The following is a 15872-nucleotide window of genomic DNA, read 5'->3' on the forward strand; positions in this document are numbered from 1 at the left end:
TAGTCAGAGGAAAGGCAAGGGGGGGCGTGGTCCTGTCTTGGGGACCATGCCTTCCGACCACAAATGAAACCTCAAGATCTCGACACGATTCTTAACGAGTCGAACGCAACCTACATCGCTCAAATCTATGCCCGGTATCTGGAGAACCCGTCTGCGGTTGACCAGAGCTGGGCTGAGTTTTTTGACGGGTTGCAGGACGACGCCTCCGAACTCCTCGCAGAAATGCGTGGGCCGAGCTGGCAGCCGCGGGAAACCAAGGTTGTTGGCGGCATGGAGGGATACGACGTCTCACAGGGACATGCCGAACGTCAGGCCCAGGTGGCCTATGCACCGGCAGCCCTCGCAGCACCGGGAGCGGCACAGGTCAATTCTGATGCCATCCGCGCTGCGGCCAATGATTCCATTCGCGCACTGATGCTGATCCGATCCTTCCGTGTGCGCGGCCATCTGGAAGCAAATCTGGATCCGCTGGGCCTTGCCCCGCGTGAACCGCACCCGGAACTTGATCCCAAGACCTATGGCTTCACCGAAGCCGACATGGACCGTCCGATTTTCATCGCGAACGTTCTGGGTCTTGAAACCGCGACCATCCGCCAGATCGTTTCCCTGGCGCGCAAAACCTATTGCGGGTCGATCGGTATCGAATTCATGCACATTCAGGAACCTGAACAGAAGTCATGGATTCAGCAGCGGATCGAAAGCATCGGCAACCAGACGCAGTTTACTGCACGCGGCAAGGAAGCCATCCTTGAGCGCCTGGTAGAAGCCGAAGGCTTTGAAAATTATCTGCATACCAAATATGTCGGCACCAAGCGTTTCGGCGTTGACGGTGGCGAAGCCCTGATCCCGGCACTCGAACAGATCCTTAAACGTGGCAGCCAGCTTGGCATCCGCGAGGTCGTGTTCGGTATGCCGCACCGTGGTCGTCTGAACGTTCTTGCCAATGTTATGGCCAAGCCGTTCCGCGCGATCTTCTCGGAATTCATGGGCAACCCGTCCAAGCCGGACGACGTGATGGGCTCGGGTGACGTTAAATATCACCTTGGTACGTCCGCCGACCGTGAATTTGATGGCAATGTTGTTCACCTTTCGCTGACGGCAAACCCGTCGCACCTTGAAGCGGTGAACACTGTTGTCCTTGGTAAGGTCCGTGCAAAACAGTCCCAGCGCAAAGACACCAATCGCGAGCAGGTTATGGGTATCCTCCTGCATGGTGATGCGGCCTTTGCCGGTCAGGGTCTTGTTGCGGAAACCTTCGATCTGTCGCACCTCAAAGGGTATCGTACCGGTGGTACCATCCACTTTGTTGTGAACAACCAGATCGGTTTCACGACCAAGCCGACCGATTCCCGTTCTTCGCCCTATTGCTCGGACATTGCCAAAGTCGTTCAGGCACCGATCCTGCACGTCAATGGTGACGATCCCGAAGCAGTGGTTCATGCGGCCCGCATCGCGACCGAATTCCGTCAGGAGTTCAAACAGGACGTCGTTATCGACATGTTCTGCTATCGCCGCTTTGGCCACAATGAAAGCGACGAGCCGGCCTTCACCCAGCCGAAGATGTATGACGTGATCGGCAAACACCCGACCACCAAGGACATCTATGCACAGCAGCTGATCAAGGAAGGTCTTCTGACCGAAGAACGCGTCAAGGAACTGGACAAGTCGTTCCAGGATTATCTTGATGAAGAGTTCAAGGCGTCCGAAGCATACCGTCCGAACAAGGCTGACTGGCTTGAAGGCAAATGGTCCGGACTTGCATCTTCGCATGGCGAAGATGCCGACTGGATCGGCAAGACCGGCGTCGACGAAGATCTTCTTCAGGAAGTTGGCCGTGCGCTTTCGACCGCACCGGAAGATTTCGACATCAACCGCAAAATCCTTCGTCAGTTGAAGGCCAAGGCGAAGATGTTCGAAACCGGCGAAGGTATTGACTGGGCAACCGCCGAAGCACTGGCGTTCGGTACGCTGATGTGCGAAGGCACCCCGGTCCGTCTTTCGGGTCAGGATTGCCAGCGCGGTACCTTCTCGCAGCGTCATGCCAAACTGGTCGACCAGACCACCGAGGCCAAATACACCCCGCTCAACAACATCCGTACCGGTCAGGCCGAGCTTGAGGTTCTCAACTCGCCGCTGTCCGAAGCCGGTGTTCTGGGCTTTGAATATGGTATTTCCCTTGCCGAGCCGCACTCGCTGGTTCTTTGGGAAGCCCAGTTCGGTGATTTTGCCAACGGTGCACAGGTCATCATTGACCAGTTCATCAGCTCGGGCGAAGCCAAATGGCTGCGTATGTCGGGTCTGGTGATGCTTCTGCCGCACGGTTACGAAGGCCAGGGTCCGGAACATAGTTCGGCCCGTCTGGAACGTTACCTGCAGCTTTGTGGTGAAAACAACATGCAGGTGGCCAACGTCACGACACCGGCAAACTATTACCACATCCTGCGCCGTCAGATCCGTCGCTCGTTCCGTAAACCGCTGATCCTGATGACACCGAAGTCGCTTCTGCGTCACAAGCAGTGCGTGTCGAACCTGTCCGAATTCGGTCCGGGAACGACCTTCAAGCCTGTGATCGAGGAAACCGGCAAGCTGGTAGATGCCAAAAAGGTCAAACGCGTCGTTCTGTCGTCGGGCAAGGTCTATTACGATCTTCTCGCCGAGCGCGAAAACCGCGGCATCGAAGATGTTGCCCTGGTTCGTGTCGAACAGCTTTATCCGTGGCCGGAAAAAGAACTGGCAACGGAACTTGCGAAATACCCGAATGCTGATGTCGTATGGTGTCAGGAAGAATCCGAGAACATGGGTTCCTGGTTCTTCGTCGATCGTCGTATCGAAGCCACCCTGTCGAGCATTTCGCACAAGGCAGGTCGTCCGGTTTACGTTGGTCGCGCAGCTTCGGCTTCGCCGGCAACGGGTCTTCTGAAGGCCCACCTGCGTGAACAGGCCGAACTTGTCGATGCGGCACTAAGCGTAAAATAACTTTACCGAACGGGCGAGCAATCGCCCGTTCAATACGTTCATTTAGAATTCATTCGCATCATGGCAGACCCACACTGCCTGATTGAAAAAACGGTCGAGGAAAAAATGGCGACTGAAGTTAAAGTTCCCGCGCTGGGCGAGTCTGTATCTGAAGCCACGGTGGCAAAATGGTACAAAAAAGTCGGTGAAGCTGTTGCTGCCGATGAACCGATTGTCGAACTTGAAACCGACAAAGTGACCGTTGAAGTCAACGCACCGGTTGCCGGCGCGATTGCTGAACTGGTTGTTGGTGAAGGCGACGAAGTCGAAGTTGGCGCCCTGATCGCCATGATCAACGAAGGTGCCGAAGGCGCTGCTGCTGCTCCGGCAGAAGAAAAAGCAGAAGCCAAGGCCGAAGAAGCTCCGGCCAAGAAAGAAGAAGCCAAACCGGCTCCTGCTGCTGCGCCGGCCGCTGCCACCGCAGCCAACACCGACCATCCGCTGCCGCCGGCAGTTCGCAAACTGGTCGAAGACAACAATCTTGACCCGGCCGCCATCCCGGCAACCGGCAAAGATGGCCGTCTGACCAAAGGCGACGTCATGAACTATCTTGCTGGTGGCGCACCGGCACCGCGTGCGGCTGCACCGGTTGCTGCGGCCCCGGCAGCGCCGAAGCCGGAACGTGAACTGCGTGACGGTGAAGAGCGCGTCAAAATGTCCAAGCTGCGCCAGACCATCGCGCGCCGCCTGAAAGAAGCCCAGAACACCGCGGCCATGCTGACCACTTACAACGAAGTGGACATGACCAACCTTCTGGCTTGCCGTAACCAGTACAAAGACGGCTTCGAGAAGAAGCACGGTGTGAAGCTTGGCTTCATGTCCTTCTTCATCAAGGCCTGCACCACGGCCCTGAAAGAATGGCCGGCTGTTAACGCCGAAATCGACGGCAACAGCTTCATCTACAAAAACTACTGCGATATCGGCGTTGCCGTTGGTACCCCGCAGGGTCTTGTTGTTCCGGTTATCCGTTCGGCCGAAGAAAAAACCTTCGCCGAACTCGAAAGCACCATTGTCGATTTCGGCAAACGTGCCCGTGACGGCAAGCTTGGCATGGATGAAATGACCGGCGGTTCCTTCACCATCTCCAACGGTGGTGTCTTCGGGTCGCTTCTGTCCTCGCCGATCCTGAACGCACCGCAGTCCGGTATTCTCGGCATGCACAAAACCCAGATGCGCCCGGTCGCAATCGACGGCAAAGTCGAAATTCGTCCGATGATGTATCTGGCACTGTCCTATGACCACCGTATCATTGACGGTCGCGAAGCGGTTTCGTTCCTGGTACGCGTCAAGGAATGCATCGAGAACCCGGAACGCATCCTGCTCGACATCTGATCAGACAAAAGGATCAAAGAACTCATGAGTGAGAACTACGACATTGTCGTGATCGGTGGCGGTCCTGGCGGTTATGTTTGCGCCATCCGCGCCGCACAGCTCGGCCTTAAGGTTGCCTGCGTTGAAAAACGCGGTGCACTTGGCGGTACCTGCCTGAATGTCGGTTGCATTCCGTCCAAGGCACTGCTGCATTCGTCCCACCTGTTCGAAGAAGCTTCGGAACATTTCGATACCCACGGCATCGAAGTTTCCAAGCCGAAGGTCAATCTTGAAAAGATGATGGCCCGCAAGGACAAGGTCGTTGACAGCAACGTCAAAGGCATCGAGTTCCTGTTCAAGAAGAACAAGGTTACCTATGTCAAAGGTGCCGGCGAGATCACCTCGCCGACCTCGGTCAAGGTTGCCCTTCTTGATGGTGGCGAAGAAACCCTGAATGCCAAGAACATCGTCATCGCGACGGGTTCGGAAGTCACCCCGCTGCCGGGTGTTGAAATTGACGAAGAAAAAATCGTCTCTTCGACCGGTGCGCTGACTCTTCCGAAAGTGCCGAAGAAGATGGTTGTCATTGGTGCTGGCGTCATCGGTCTGGAACTTGGTTCCGTCTGGCGTCGTCTGGGTGCCGAAGTCACCGTTGTTGAATTCCTGGACCGCATTCTGCCGGGCATGGATGGCGAGCTGGTCAAACAGACCCAGCGCATCTTTGCCAAGCAGGGTCTTGAATTCAAACTCGGCCACAAGGTAACCGCAGCAAAAACCACCAAGTCCGGCGTGACCCTGACTGTTGAACCGTCCAAAGGCGGCGATGCAGAGGAACTCAAAGCTGACGTGGTGCTGGTTGCCATCGGTCGCCGTCCTTACACCACCGGCCTTGGCCTGGATAAAGTTGGTGTTGAACTCGACGAACGCGGTCGTGTCAAAACCGACGAATACTTCCAGACCAATGTTGGCGGCATCTTTGCGATTGGCGACACCATTGCCGGTCCGATGCTTGCCCACAAGGCGGAAGAAGACGGCGTTGCCCTTGCAGAAATGATTGCCGGCGAAGAAGGCCATGTCGATTACGGCAAGGTCCCGGGTGTTGTTTACACCTGGCCGGAAGTTGCTTCTGTTGGCAAAACCGAAGAACAGCTTAAGGAAGAAGGTGCCGAGTATTCTGTCGGTAAATTCCCCTTCACCGCCAATGGCCGTGCGAAGGCGATGGAAAGCACCGATGGTTTCGTCAAGCTTCTGGAAGACAAGAAAACGCACCGTGTCGTCGGCGCGCATATTGTCGGCCCGGCTGCTGGCGATCTGATTGCCGAAGTGGTTCTGGCGATGGAATATGGCGCATCTGCCGAAGACATCGCACGCACCTGCCACGCCCACCCGGCCCTTGGCGAAGTCGTCAAGGAAGCCGCACTGGACGCGGACAAGCGCGCAATCCACATGTAATTGATCAGACATCCGTCTGACTGACAAACGGCCGTCCCGTTCATTCGGGGCGGCCGTTTTGTTTTGGCCGTGCCCGGGTCTGAGTTCGGGGCCGAGGCTGGGGCCGAGGCTGGGGCTGGGGCCGGGGGCCGGGATCCGGAACGGGACCGGAATTCCGGTCAGATGCCCAAGATCGACATTGCGACAGGTCAGCTTTGCGCTTTTGTCCGATGATTGGCGCGTGACGCAATGCGGTATTGGGGATTAGTATGATAAATCAATATCAAAGGCTGGGAGACCACCATGACCCTATCCATCGGCGTTGTTGCCCATGACCGTCGCAAACGTGAAATGGCCGACTGGCTGGCCAAGCATCAGGCGAGTTTTGCCAATACCCGTATCTTTGCCACCGGCACCACCGGGCGTGTATTGAAGGAACGGTTTCCGGCATTTGATATTCATCCTTTAAAAAGCGGTCCGTTTGGCGGAGATCAGCAATTGGGATCCATGATCGCCCATGGGCAATTGCAGGCCATGTTCTTTTTCACCGACCCGATGACCCCCCATCCCCATGATGTCGATGTCCGCGCCCTGATCCGGCTGGCCAACCTTTATGAAGTGCCGATTGCGTGCAACCAAAGCACGGCCGACCTTCTGATCAGCAATCCCCGGTTCGAGGAAATCTGCGAACAATATCGCGATCATTCCCCGGAACAGGTGTTTGCCGATTACAGCAATCGAAAAGTCTGATGAATTAATCGCCCCTGCCCGATATACGTCACCCGTCCCGGAGCGCCCCGTCCGCCATGTCACTTGCCTATGAACTGATTGCTGCGATCTTTCCGATTTTTGCCGCCATTCTGGTTGGGGCTGCGCTGAAACGTTATCTGATTACCGGATCGGATATCTGGGCCGGGATTGATCGGCTGACCTATTACCTGTTGTTGCCGTCCCTTCTGATTGTCGAGATTTACCGGGCGGATTTTTCAAGCGGTAATGCAGGCACAGCAGTCGGTATTACCCTTGCAGCAACCCTTGGACTGTCGGCCACCTTGCTGATCCTGCGGCCCCTGATCACGCGCGATACGCCGCTATTTACATCAATCTTTCAGGGGTCGGTTCGATATAACAGCTATGTGCTGCTGGCGGTTGCCGACGCGCTTTACGGGGCAGAGGGCCTGGCACTTGCCATTGTCTTTGTCGCGGTCATGGTGATTGCCACCAACATGCTGGGTGTGGTGGTGTTAAGTGCGTTTAGTGGTGGCAAAAGCAGCCTTAAGCGCATCATCAACGGGATTGTCAAAAACCCGATCATTATCGCGGCTGGCGCGGGCGCCATCCTGAATGTGAGTAATATTTACGTTCCGTTGCCCATCGAAAACACCGCCGCCCTTTTCAAGACGGCGGCCTTGCCGCTTAGCCTGCTTTCGGTTGGTGCCGGCCTTAAATTTATTCTGAACAAAAAGGCGATCTGGGCCATCACACTGGCCACCACCATCAAACTTGCCGTGCTTCCGCTGATCACGGGCATCTGCCTGCATCTGGCAGGGGTTGATGGCATGGTTTTGGCGATGGGCGTGTTCTATGCCGGAATGCCATGCGCCGGGAATGCCTATATCCTGGCGCGTCAGCTCAATGGTGATCCCGATGCCATGGCATCGATCATCACGCTTGAGACATTACTCTCCGCCTTCAGCGTCGCTGTCATCGCCGGTATATTGAGCATCAATTGAGCTGGCATGAGCGGCATAATCCCCGTCATAGCCACAGGCAGAAAGCCCCGGACGCATCAGTTCGGGCGGCGGTGCGTCGACCACGACCGGATCACGATCGGCATGAAACGGCACAATGATCTGACGCGATAGCAGCATCAGCGTCGGCGGCGCGCCAAAGATCGGCGGTTCATCCCCGCGCCCGTAAAACGGATCGCCAACCACCGGATGGCCGATATGATCAAGATGCACACGCAACTGATGGGTGCGCCCGGTATGGGGCACCAGTTCAAGCCAGGTGATATCGTGACCGTCAGCATCCTTGCCACGGCCAAGAACCGTGTATTCGGTCTTTGACGGCTGTCCATCGTCATGAACGACCATCTGCCAGCCGCTTTCATCATTGATCTTGCCGATCGGGGCATCAATGAAGCCATGGTCATCTGCCATCGCACCACGCACCACCGCCCAATAGGTCTTGCCGATTTTCTTTTCGGTAAACAGGCGGGTGATTTTCTTGGACGATTTCGGATGACGGCACAGCAACAGACACCCGGCCGTATCGCGATCAAGACGATGCGCCAGGGTCGGTTCAGGCTGAATACCGAATTTAAGATCCGGCAAATAGGCATCAACATGGAAATAGGTTTTCGGCCCGCCATGCGATGCCAGTCCCGGTGGCTTGTTCAGCACGATGACATTCGAGTCACGGTGCAATACATGCGCAATAAGATCTTCGGCAATCGGATGGGTCATTGATACGGCCTTTCATACAAGCCCCTGCTTTACCCCATCAGGCGGTGCCGGGCAATGATGATGACATTTGATCTAGCGATCACGTGACAGCGTAACAAGATCAGACAACCGGTCATTCAACCTGTATGCGTGCAACCCGGAACTCTTGATCATGATTGACGTTTCAAAACATGTCAGACCTGTTCTTTGTGCTGTGGCGATATTGGCCGCAATCGGCATTGGGGCCATCCCGAAGATGACCCATGGCAGCCCGATCAAATTCGATGACAGCCCGATGCCATCAAACGGGCTTGCCACCGATACTGCGTTATCAACCGCCTTTGACCGGCCTGACACATGCAAGGGTTTTGATCCGATCAAACGATACGGTCCGGAACTTAAATTTCAAATCCGCCGCAATGATGCCCCGGTCGGGGTTCATAGTGTGACCTTCAATCGCGGGCGCGACGGGCTTCAGGTCGTGGCCCAAAGCAATATCGATATCAGCATTCTGGGTTTTAATGCCTATCGGTTTGCATATCGATCCGAAAGCATATGGCAAGGTAACCGGTTGATGCGACTATCGGTAAATGTGGATGATGACGGTGAAAGAACGGATGTCACGGCCACCCGTGAGTCCAATCATCTGGTGGTGAACGGCCCGGGTGGTCGCCAGGTCATCCCGACAGACATCTTTCCGACCGATCACTGGCATTGCGGTGTTCTGGCCCGAAAATCGGTTCTGAACACGATTACCGGCAAACCGAATGACGTCACCATCACTGCCGGTCAAAGCGAAATGCTGCGCACAATGGACGGATCAATCCGTGCCACCGGCTTTCGTTATAATGGCGAACTCAAGACCGATGCCTGGTACGACCATCTTGGGCGTTGGGTCGGGTTGCAGTTTCGTGCGCGTGACGGATCGACCATCACCTATCGCTGCATGAATTGCCAAACCCGCAATGCCGCAAAGGAACAGGGATGAAAAAGCACTTTCAAACCATCTGGATTGTTGGTGCGTCAGCCGGGATTGGCGCCGCATTGGCCACCAAATTCGCAAACAACCCGACATCCGAGCAGCAGAACATCATCATTTCAGCCCGCAATGGCGACAAATTGCGCGAACTGGCCGATGCCTTGCCCGGGGTCATTCCCGTTGCCGTCGATATTACCGATCCGAATGCGGTCAAATCCGCCTTGGCCCGGATCGAGGAGGAATTCGGCCTGCCTGATCTGGCTGTTCTGGCAGCCGGTATCTATTCGCCAATGAAAGTCGCGAATTTTTCGGCAGATACGGTTCGAAGCCATATCGACACCAATTACATCGGCATCGTCAATTGTCTGGAACCGCTTTTGACGCGCATGCGCGCGCGCCGGTCCGGGGAAATTGCCGTGGTGGCGTCGGTTGCGGGATATCGCGGATTACCCAATGCGGCGGCCTATGGCCCGACCAAGGCCGCATTGATCAATTTGTGCGAGACATTGCACACCGAATTATCGGGTAGTGGCGTTCTGTTGCGGGTGATCAATCCGGGTTTTGTCAAAACGCGTCTGACTGACAAGAACGATTTCGAAATGCCCTATTTGCTGTCACCTGATCAGGCGGCAGACTTCATGTATAAAGACTTGTGCGGCAAGGATGATTTTGAAATCGCGTTTCCGCCGCCCTTTGTCCGGCAACTGAAACTGACGCGTATTTTGCCCTATGGGCTGTTCTTCAAACTGATGCGCAAACTGGTGAAGGCATGAACGAGACTGAAAACAGAAAACGCCATCTGATTGCTGCTTATGGCGCCTATTTTGAAAACCTGTCCCCGGAAACCGTTAACGAGCTTTCCGGGATGGTCACAGACGATTTTACGTTTTCTGATCCCTTTACCACCCGCAAGGGGCCGGATGATGTTTGCGCCTATCTTGGCAAAACATTCACCGATACCGAGAACCCCAATTTTGTTGTCACCCACGAGGCCCTTGATGGTGATATCGGGTTCTTGCGCTGGCAGTTCTCGGCAAAAATTCCGGTGATCGGACATTGGGAATTTTGCGGCATGACCGAACTGACATTCAACCAGGATGGCAGCCTTTTGGCATCCCATGTTGATTACTGGGATTCCGGTCAGCATTTCTATGGAAAATTGCCGATCCTTGGCTGGATCATCAAACGTCTTGCGCGTCGTGTTGCAGGCTAACGCCCGGTTGCTAACCCACACCCCAGCCAAACCCTAGTTCGCTGCAAGACTGTTGTTTCTGTTGAAAAACAGGGTCACTTCGCCAATTTCAAAGCCCCATTTACGAACCCGGGCGCGATTGACCAAAACCCCGTCGGGTTGCAGGAACATCCAGTCATTGAAGCTGACGCGCCAGGCACCGTCACCGACCTTGAGATCCATGTCATAAGTCCAGTTCAGCGCATTGCCATACTGGCTTCCGATCGCGGTGCCGATAATGTCGTCAGCCCGTCCTTCATAGGCATGGTCGCCGGTCTTTGTAATCACCCAGACACGACGATCGGTTTCACCATCGTCATACAGAAAATCTTCTTCCAGTGTCAGGGTGCCGTCCTTGACCGTGCCGGTGATATCGACGGTAAATTGACGACGCAAAGTCCCGAACCGGTCTTCGAATATTCCCCATGCCCGGCTGTTGCCTTCGAAATAGTCAAAGACATCGAAGACGGGTTCCTTTTGCGCAAAATCCTGCGGTTTCATCGACCCACATCCGGTTAGTACCAATAAAAAGCTCAGCGCAATCATTTTACGCAGCATAGGCTTGCTCCTGATTCCTGACCCCAAGATCAAACTCTGCGGCGAAGAAGGCGCCGACGAATGGCAACCTGATGCCGACTTCCCAGCGGGAAGCGCCACATCATCCCGATTGCTCCTGCTTTCAATACGACGGGAAACACCGCATAGATCAGAACCAGGACGAGCAAGGCACCGCTTTTTTGCCCGTCTCCGTCGGTCAGGCCAAAAGCCCCCAGCACCGGAAGCGCAATTCCGGCCGCCAATGCCATGGCAAGTTTGTTGGTCATGTTCCAAAGGGCGAATAAAAGGGCCGTCCGTCTGACCCCGAACCGGTAACGGTCCCAGTCATCGACATCGGCCTGTATCGCCGGCGGCAATGCCAGATCGGCCCCCAATGCCGCCCCAGTCACAAGGCAAATCACGCCAAAGCCGACAAAATCGCCAGATCCCAGAAACGGCACAAAGGCAAAGGCCGCAATCGCCATGATCATCGCCATACACCAGATGCAATGTTTGCCAAACCGTGCCGACAAACCAACCCAAAGCGGAATGGCAATGATTGCCGCCAGAAAATAGGACAGGATCAGGATATTTTCAGCATCACGATCGAGCTGCAAAAAATACCGCACAAACAGCGGAAAACACACAGCAGGCAGGCCCGCCGCCAGACCGTTGATCATCCATGCAGCAAGCAGTCGCACAAACAGACGGTTGCCCGACAAACTGCGCAGTCCCAGCCGCAAAGTTGTCGCGAACGTCAGATTACCCATCGGGGCCAAGGGTGATGTTGCAACAGTTTGGTGCGCAACAGGATCGGGCACACGCCAGATCAGAAGCACAACAAAAACAGCCCCCAGAACAAGGGTCGTCAGGGCAAGCATCCTGATTTCATCAGACCGGTCGGCAGCATCCAGCAACACGGGAAGCCCACCCGCCAGCACAATACCGATCAAGCCGGCCCCTTCGCGACAGGCCGCCAAAAAGGTTCGGGTTTTGTAATCGCCCGACAGATCAGCCCCCCATGCAAGATAGGGGACCTGAAACAGGGTCCAGCCCAGAAAAAGGATCGTCGCCCACCAGAAAAGGTAGGCCACATCGGGATTGTCCGGCGGGGTAAAAAGATTCCACAAACCGATACCGGCAATCACCGCACCGATCGCCACCCAGATTTTGCGGGTCCCGGACCGGTCAGACAACCACCCGATCAACGGATCGGTTGCCATATCAATCACGCGTACCAACAGCAATATGGCCCCGGTGGCCGCAAGCCCCAGCCCAAGGTCATCACCATAATAACTTGGCAACAGGACATAGGCCGGGATGGTTGGCACGGCTGCCGCCATCGCCGGAAGCGCATAAAGAAGCGCTGTATTCCGGGAAATATCAGACGCGGGCATTGCCGGGATGTTCGATCACGAACAATCCAACATCGATCGAGCCGCAATCAAACCCGGTTTCGCAATAGGCCAGATAATATTCCCACATGCGTTTGAACCGCTGATCAAAGCCCTGTTTGGCGATGTCATCCCAGCGATGCTGAAAACGGCGCTGCCATTCGGCCAGCGTGCGGGCATAGGATTTGCCAAAAAACTCGCTATGGGCAACGGTCAGGCCGGCCTGATTGACAGCCGCCGAAAGCGCGGTTGGCGACGGCAGCATTCCACCGGGGAAGATATAACGCTGAATAAAGTCGGCACCCTTGCGATAGGTTTCAAATCGCGCGTCATCAATGGTGATGATCTGTAAAACCGCACGCCCGCCGGGACGAAGACATTTCCGGATCATTTCGAAATAGGTTGGCCAATGTTCTTCGCCGACGGCTTCGAACATTTCGATTGAGACGATCTTGTCGAACTTTCCGTCCTGATGGCGGTAATCGCGCAGTGCGATGTCTGTGCGGTCATTCAGCCCCTGTGTCAGAAGCCTGCGACGTGCATAGGCGTGCTGTTCGGCCGACAAGGTCAGACCGGTTACGTTGCACCGATATTTGCCTGCTGCCAGTTCGGCAAACCCGCCCCAGCCACATCCGACTTCCAGCACCGTTTCACCGGGCTGCAATTCTGCGAGATCGCAGATGCGCTGATATTTTGCGGTTTGCGCCCCATCAAGTGACATATCCGGGTTGCTGTAATAGCCCGAAGAATAGGTCATCCCCGGATCAAGCCACGCAGAATAGAATTCGTTTCCAAGATCATAGTGATAGGCAATATTGCGTCTGGATCCTTCCAGGGTGTTGGCGTTGCGCAAATGCCCAAGACGCGCCACCATCCGTGACAGGAAGCCACCCGCCAGACGGGCACGCACGATGTTTTCATTAAGCATTGCAACGCGCATCAGACGGGTAATGTCCGGACTGCTCCAACTGCCATCCATATAGGCCTCGGCAAAGGCGACATCGCCGCCCGTGGCCAGTTTGCGGATTGCTTGCCAGTCATGGATGTGAATGGCAGCCTGAAGATCCGTTTCCTGATCACCGGTAAAATGCAGATGGTCATTGTCGGGCAGAACGATGGTCAGTCGCCCGAACTGCAAATGCGACAATACCCGTCGCAACATTACCTTAAGCAGGCTGCGATTTCCGGTCATGCTGCCCAACAAGGGCACAAGACGATCACGCAATGGAACAGACAATTCAGAAGCCGTCGGATTACGGTCAGGCATTGTTCTTATCTCTTTCCTGCTTGGGTCGCTGCGGTCCCGGTTTCCAGAACATAGGTCACCGGTCTTTGTGGTGGTGCCGGTCGTTTATGGAATGTCATCCCCTTGCGCCAAAGATGAAGCGCTTCCCAGTGGATGCCCGCCACGACCTTGAGCGTCATCAAAGGATAGCGAATGAACGCTCCGAACAGTTTACGGTCAGACAGGGCATTTCGATCACCAACAAAGGCCGCATTCAGAAACGCCCCGCGGGCATCGGTTTCACGGATCGCTACCGCAACATTTTCACCCGGAATGCGAATACGGAAATGGTAATCGGCCACCATGTCGATAAAGGGTGAAACATAGAAACCCTTGGCACAGGATTGGCGCAAGACACCCTTGTCATCAATCGCGCCCGGTCCGACCGGAATCAGATAGCTGTGGCGATCACCAAAGGTGTTGGAAACTTCGTACAGCACCGCACCAAGCCCGCCATCCGCCCGATAACAAAAATAAACCGATAGCGGATTGAAAACAAAACCCAGCAGCCGCGGATAGCAAAGAAGTTCAATCCGTGACGCGCAATCTGCCAAATCGTGTTCTGCCAGAATGGCTTCGAGACGGGTGCGCAAATTCTGCCCCGCCCCGTCTGCGTGATCACGGTCATGGAAGGAAAACAGATTGAAACGGTTGCGACTGAACAAACGCAATCTGGCGGCAAGATCATCGATCTCGTCAAGGTCGAGCAGGAACGAAAACACCGAATAGCGCAGCTTGTGCCGTTTCGGCCGCAACCGGTTATGGGTGACGACACCTTCATACAGGGCGGATGCCCAACGGGCTGGCTTCGATGTTGAGGTCATGACACCTCGCTTGATTGCGGGACGATGGTTCCGGTCACGTGGATGCGGCCATTTTCATCGTCAACGATCCAGGGACGGCGCACATTGCCAAGGGCTTCTGCCACCGCAAGGCCGGACTGCAATCCGTCCTCATGAAAACCGTAACCGAAATAGCTTCCGCAATACCAAAGATTATCGACACCCTGGATCGACCAAAGGTCTTTTTGCGCCGCCATTGCGCCGGCATCAAACAGCGGATGATCATACAGGAATGAACGGATCACACTGCCCGGTGCGGGATGACGAGGCGGATTAAGGGTCACAAATAGCGGTTTGGCAGGATCGAGATGCTGCAACCGGTTCATCCAGTACGTGACACAGACCTTTTTCTCGCCGTCCTGTTCTTCGGCCAGATAGTTCCAGCTTGACCAGACCTTTTGGTTTTTGGGCATCAGGGCCGGGTCACTATGCAGGATCGCAAGATTGCGTTCGTATTTGAACGCCGAGAGAAGCGTTTTGACCTTGGGAGCCGGATCATCCTGGAGTGCCAATGCCTGATCACCATGACAGGCCAGAACCACGTGATCATAGATTTCCCGGTTGCCGTAACGGTCTTCGACAAACGCACCACCGGCCGGGTTTCGACCGACCTTTGCAATTGCACGATCCAGAACCACACCGCCCGAAATGCCTTGGGTCATGCGTTTCACATATTGGCGCGAACCGCCAAGCACCGTCCGCCATTGCGGCCGGTCTTTAAGCTGAAGCAATCCATGGTTCTGACAGAACCGCACGAAGGCCGCCAAGGGATATGCCATCATGGTATCGACCGGTGTCGACCAGATCGCAGCTCCCATCGGCAATAAATGATCATTGATGAATGCCGATGAATACCGATTTTCGCGAAGATAATCGCCAAGACTGATTTTTTCAGCACTGCCATCTGCAAGAGCACCGGGTGCTTCGCGGTAGAAGCGCAGAATATCGCGCACCATTTTCCAGAACCGCGGGCGAAGCAGATTGCGTTTTTGCGCAAACAGTGCCCCAAGGTCGCCACCACCATATTCCAAACCGCCCCGATCCATCGATGCGGCAAAGGACATGTCTGTCGGGACGGTCTCAACACCAAGATGATCAAACAGCGCACAGAGATTTGGATAACAGCGCGTATTATAAACGATAAAGCCCGTATCGACCGGGGTGCTGTCCGCATCCACCGTATTGGAATGACCACCGGGCCGGTCATCCTTTTCATACAGGGTCACGTTATGGGATTGGCTGAGCAACCAGGCTGCCGACAGGCCGGAAATGCCCGAACCGACAACCGCAATATTGAGTTTTCCCGAAGTGACAACGTTCATATCGAACCGGCCTGCTTGCAGTTATGTTTTCAAAACTACATATCAATACGCATGGCAATAACATGCGGATCACTTAGC

General features: G+C 55.1%; 14 protein-coding genes. 8 read left to right on the plus strand and 6 right to left on the minus strand.

The annotated features are described in order from the left end of the window. Nucleotides 1–63: 63 nt before the first annotated feature. From M9H61_RS11795 to M9H61_RS11815, 5 genes are all read left to right on the plus strand, one after another. A complete protein-coding gene (locus M9H61_RS11795; RefSeq protein WP_250280576.1) occupies nucleotides 64–2976 on the plus strand; it encodes a 2-oxoglutarate dehydrogenase E1 component in 2913 nt (970 codons plus the stop codon). A 105-nt stretch (nucleotides 2977–3081) separates the two neighbouring features. Next, entirely contained in the window at nucleotides 3082–4347 is a 1266-nt protein-coding gene (odhB, locus tag M9H61_RS11800) for a 2-oxoglutarate dehydrogenase complex dihydrolipoyllysine-residue succinyltransferase (protein ID WP_068520028.1), read from the plus strand. A 24-nt stretch (nucleotides 4348–4371) separates the two neighbouring features. Beyond that, on the plus strand, nucleotides 4372–5778 hold the full coding sequence (gene lpdA / locus M9H61_RS11805) for a dihydrolipoyl dehydrogenase (protein ID WP_068519922.1): 1407 nt from the start codon (nucleotides 4372–4374) through the stop codon (nucleotides 5776–5778). Between the two features lie 282 nt (nucleotides 5779–6060). Beyond that, nucleotides 6061–6507 carry a methylglyoxal synthase gene (locus M9H61_RS11810; protein WP_068519923.1) on the plus strand — a complete coding sequence of 149 codons (447 nt, stop codon included), beginning with the start codon at nucleotides 6061–6063 and terminating at the stop codon, nucleotides 6505–6507. 56 nt (nucleotides 6508–6563) lie between these two features. Further along, nucleotides 6564–7490, plus strand: coding sequence for an AEC family transporter (locus M9H61_RS11815; RefSeq protein ID WP_250280578.1), 927 nt, complete (start codon nucleotides 6564–6566; stop codon nucleotides 7488–7490). Here M9H61_RS11815 and M9H61_RS11820 read toward each other — a convergent pair. Then, nucleotides 7437–8225 (minus strand): RluA family pseudouridine synthase, encoded by a 789-nt coding sequence (locus M9H61_RS11820; RefSeq protein ID WP_206928290.1) that lies wholly within the window; start codon nucleotides 8223–8225, stop codon nucleotides 7437–7439. The two genes, M9H61_RS11815 and M9H61_RS11820, sit on opposite strands and share 54 nt — an antisense overlap. A gap of 151 nt (nucleotides 8226–8376) precedes the next feature. Here M9H61_RS11820 and M9H61_RS11825 point away from each other — a divergent pair, with 151 nt between their 5' ends. Genes M9H61_RS11825 through M9H61_RS11835 form a run of 3 tightly spaced genes read left to right on the plus strand, consistent with a single transcriptional unit; the run spans nucleotide 8377 to nucleotide 10396 of the window. Then, a complete protein-coding gene (locus M9H61_RS11825) occupies nucleotides 8377–9192 on the plus strand; it encodes a DUF6134 family protein (RefSeq protein ID WP_250280580.1) in 816 nt (271 codons plus the stop codon). Next, the gene (locus tag M9H61_RS11830) at nucleotides 9189–9956 is read left to right on the plus strand and encodes an SDR family oxidoreductase (RefSeq protein ID WP_250280582.1); all 768 of its coding nucleotides are present in this window, start codon (nucleotides 9189–9191) and stop codon (nucleotides 9954–9956) included. The genes M9H61_RS11825 and M9H61_RS11830 overlap by 4 nt, the downstream gene beginning before the upstream one ends. Then, entirely contained in the window at nucleotides 9953–10396 is a 444-nt protein-coding gene (locus tag M9H61_RS11835; protein ID WP_068519928.1) for a nuclear transport factor 2 family protein, read from the plus strand. The genes M9H61_RS11830 and M9H61_RS11835 overlap by 4 nt, the downstream gene beginning before the upstream one ends. A gap of 33 nt (nucleotides 10397–10429) precedes the next feature. On the opposite strand, the gene M9H61_RS11840 is transcribed toward M9H61_RS11835, so the two are convergent. The 5 genes from M9H61_RS11840 to M9H61_RS11860 are packed head-to-tail and all read right to left on the minus strand — an operon-like array spanning nucleotide 10430 to nucleotide 15794. Continuing rightward, on the minus strand, nucleotides 10430–10972 hold the full coding sequence (locus M9H61_RS11840) for a DUF3833 domain-containing protein (RefSeq protein ID WP_250280583.1): 543 nt from the start codon (nucleotides 10970–10972) through the stop codon (nucleotides 10430–10432). Between the two features lie 29 nt (nucleotides 10973–11001). Continuing rightward, a complete protein-coding gene (locus tag M9H61_RS11845) occupies nucleotides 11002–12348 on the minus strand; it encodes an MFS transporter (RefSeq protein ID WP_250280585.1) in 1347 nt (448 codons plus the stop codon). Beyond that, nucleotides 12335–13612, minus strand: a complete 1278-nt coding sequence (locus tag M9H61_RS11850) for a cyclopropane-fatty-acyl-phospholipid synthase family protein (RefSeq protein WP_250280587.1) — start codon at nucleotides 13610–13612, stop codon at nucleotides 12335–12337. Before M9H61_RS11850 ends, M9H61_RS11845 begins: the two co-directional genes overlap by 14 nt. A gap of 5 nt (nucleotides 13613–13617) precedes the next feature. Then, entirely contained in the window at nucleotides 13618–14454 is an 837-nt protein-coding gene (locus M9H61_RS11855) for a DUF1365 domain-containing protein (RefSeq protein WP_250280589.1), read from the minus strand. Beyond that, complete coding sequence (locus M9H61_RS11860; protein ID WP_250280590.1) at nucleotides 14451–15794, minus strand: NAD(P)/FAD-dependent oxidoreductase; 1344 nt, start codon at nucleotides 15792–15794, stop codon at nucleotides 14451–14453. The genes M9H61_RS11855 and M9H61_RS11860 overlap by 4 nt, the downstream gene beginning before the upstream one ends. Nucleotides 15795–15872 lie beyond the last annotated feature (78 nt).

The organism is Thalassospira sp. GO-4 (assembly GCF_023588965.1).
Taxonomy (GTDB): domain Bacteria; phylum Pseudomonadota; class Alphaproteobacteria; order Rhodospirillales; family Thalassospiraceae; genus Thalassospira; species Thalassospira povalilytica.

Bases quoted from the DNA above. Each gene is read 5' to 3' on its own strand.
- M9H61_RS11850 (WP_250280587.1), bottom strand. From the start codon at position 13,612: ATGCCTGACCGTAATCCGACGGCTTCTGAATTGTCTGTTCCATTGCGT.
- M9H61_RS11815 (WP_250280578.1), top strand. From the start codon at position 6,564: ATGTCACTTGCCTATGAACTGATTGCTGCGATCTTTCCGATTTTTGCC.
- M9H61_RS11825 (WP_250280580.1), top strand. From the start codon at position 8,377: ATGATTGACGTTTCAAAACATGTCAGACCTGTTCTTTGTGCTGTGGCG.
- M9H61_RS11845 (WP_250280585.1), bottom strand. From the start codon at position 12,348: ATGCCCGCGTCTGATATTTCCCGGAATACAGCGCTTCTTTATGCGCTT.
- M9H61_RS11795 (WP_250280576.1), top strand. From the start codon at position 64: ATGAAACCTCAAGATCTCGACACGATTCTTAACGAGTCGAACGCAACC.
- M9H61_RS11855 (WP_250280589.1), bottom strand. From the start codon at position 14,454: ATGACCTCAACATCGAAGCCAGCCCGTTGGGCATCCGCCCTGTATGAA.
- M9H61_RS11820 (WP_206928290.1), bottom strand. From the start codon at position 8,225: ATGACCCATCCGATTGCCGAAGATCTTATTGCGCATGTATTGCACCGT.
- M9H61_RS11840 (WP_250280583.1), bottom strand. From the start codon at position 10,972: ATGCTGCGTAAAATGATTGCGCTGAGCTTTTTATTGGTACTAACCGGA.
- M9H61_RS11860 (WP_250280590.1), bottom strand. From the start codon at position 15,794: ATGAACGTTGTCACTTCGGGAAAACTCAATATTGCGGTTGTCGGTTCG.
- M9H61_RS11810 (WP_068519923.1), top strand. From the start codon at position 6,061: ATGACCCTATCCATCGGCGTTGTTGCCCATGACCGTCGCAAACGTGAA.
- lpdA (WP_068519922.1), top strand. From the start codon at position 4,372: ATGAGTGAGAACTACGACATTGTCGTGATCGGTGGCGGTCCTGGCGGT.
- odhB (WP_068520028.1), top strand. From the start codon at position 3,082: ATGGCGACTGAAGTTAAAGTTCCCGCGCTGGGCGAGTCTGTATCTGAA.
- M9H61_RS11830 (WP_250280582.1), top strand. From the start codon at position 9,189: ATGAAAAAGCACTTTCAAACCATCTGGATTGTTGGTGCGTCAGCCGGG.
- M9H61_RS11835 (WP_068519928.1), top strand. From the start codon at position 9,953: ATGAACGAGACTGAAAACAGAAAACGCCATCTGATTGCTGCTTATGGC.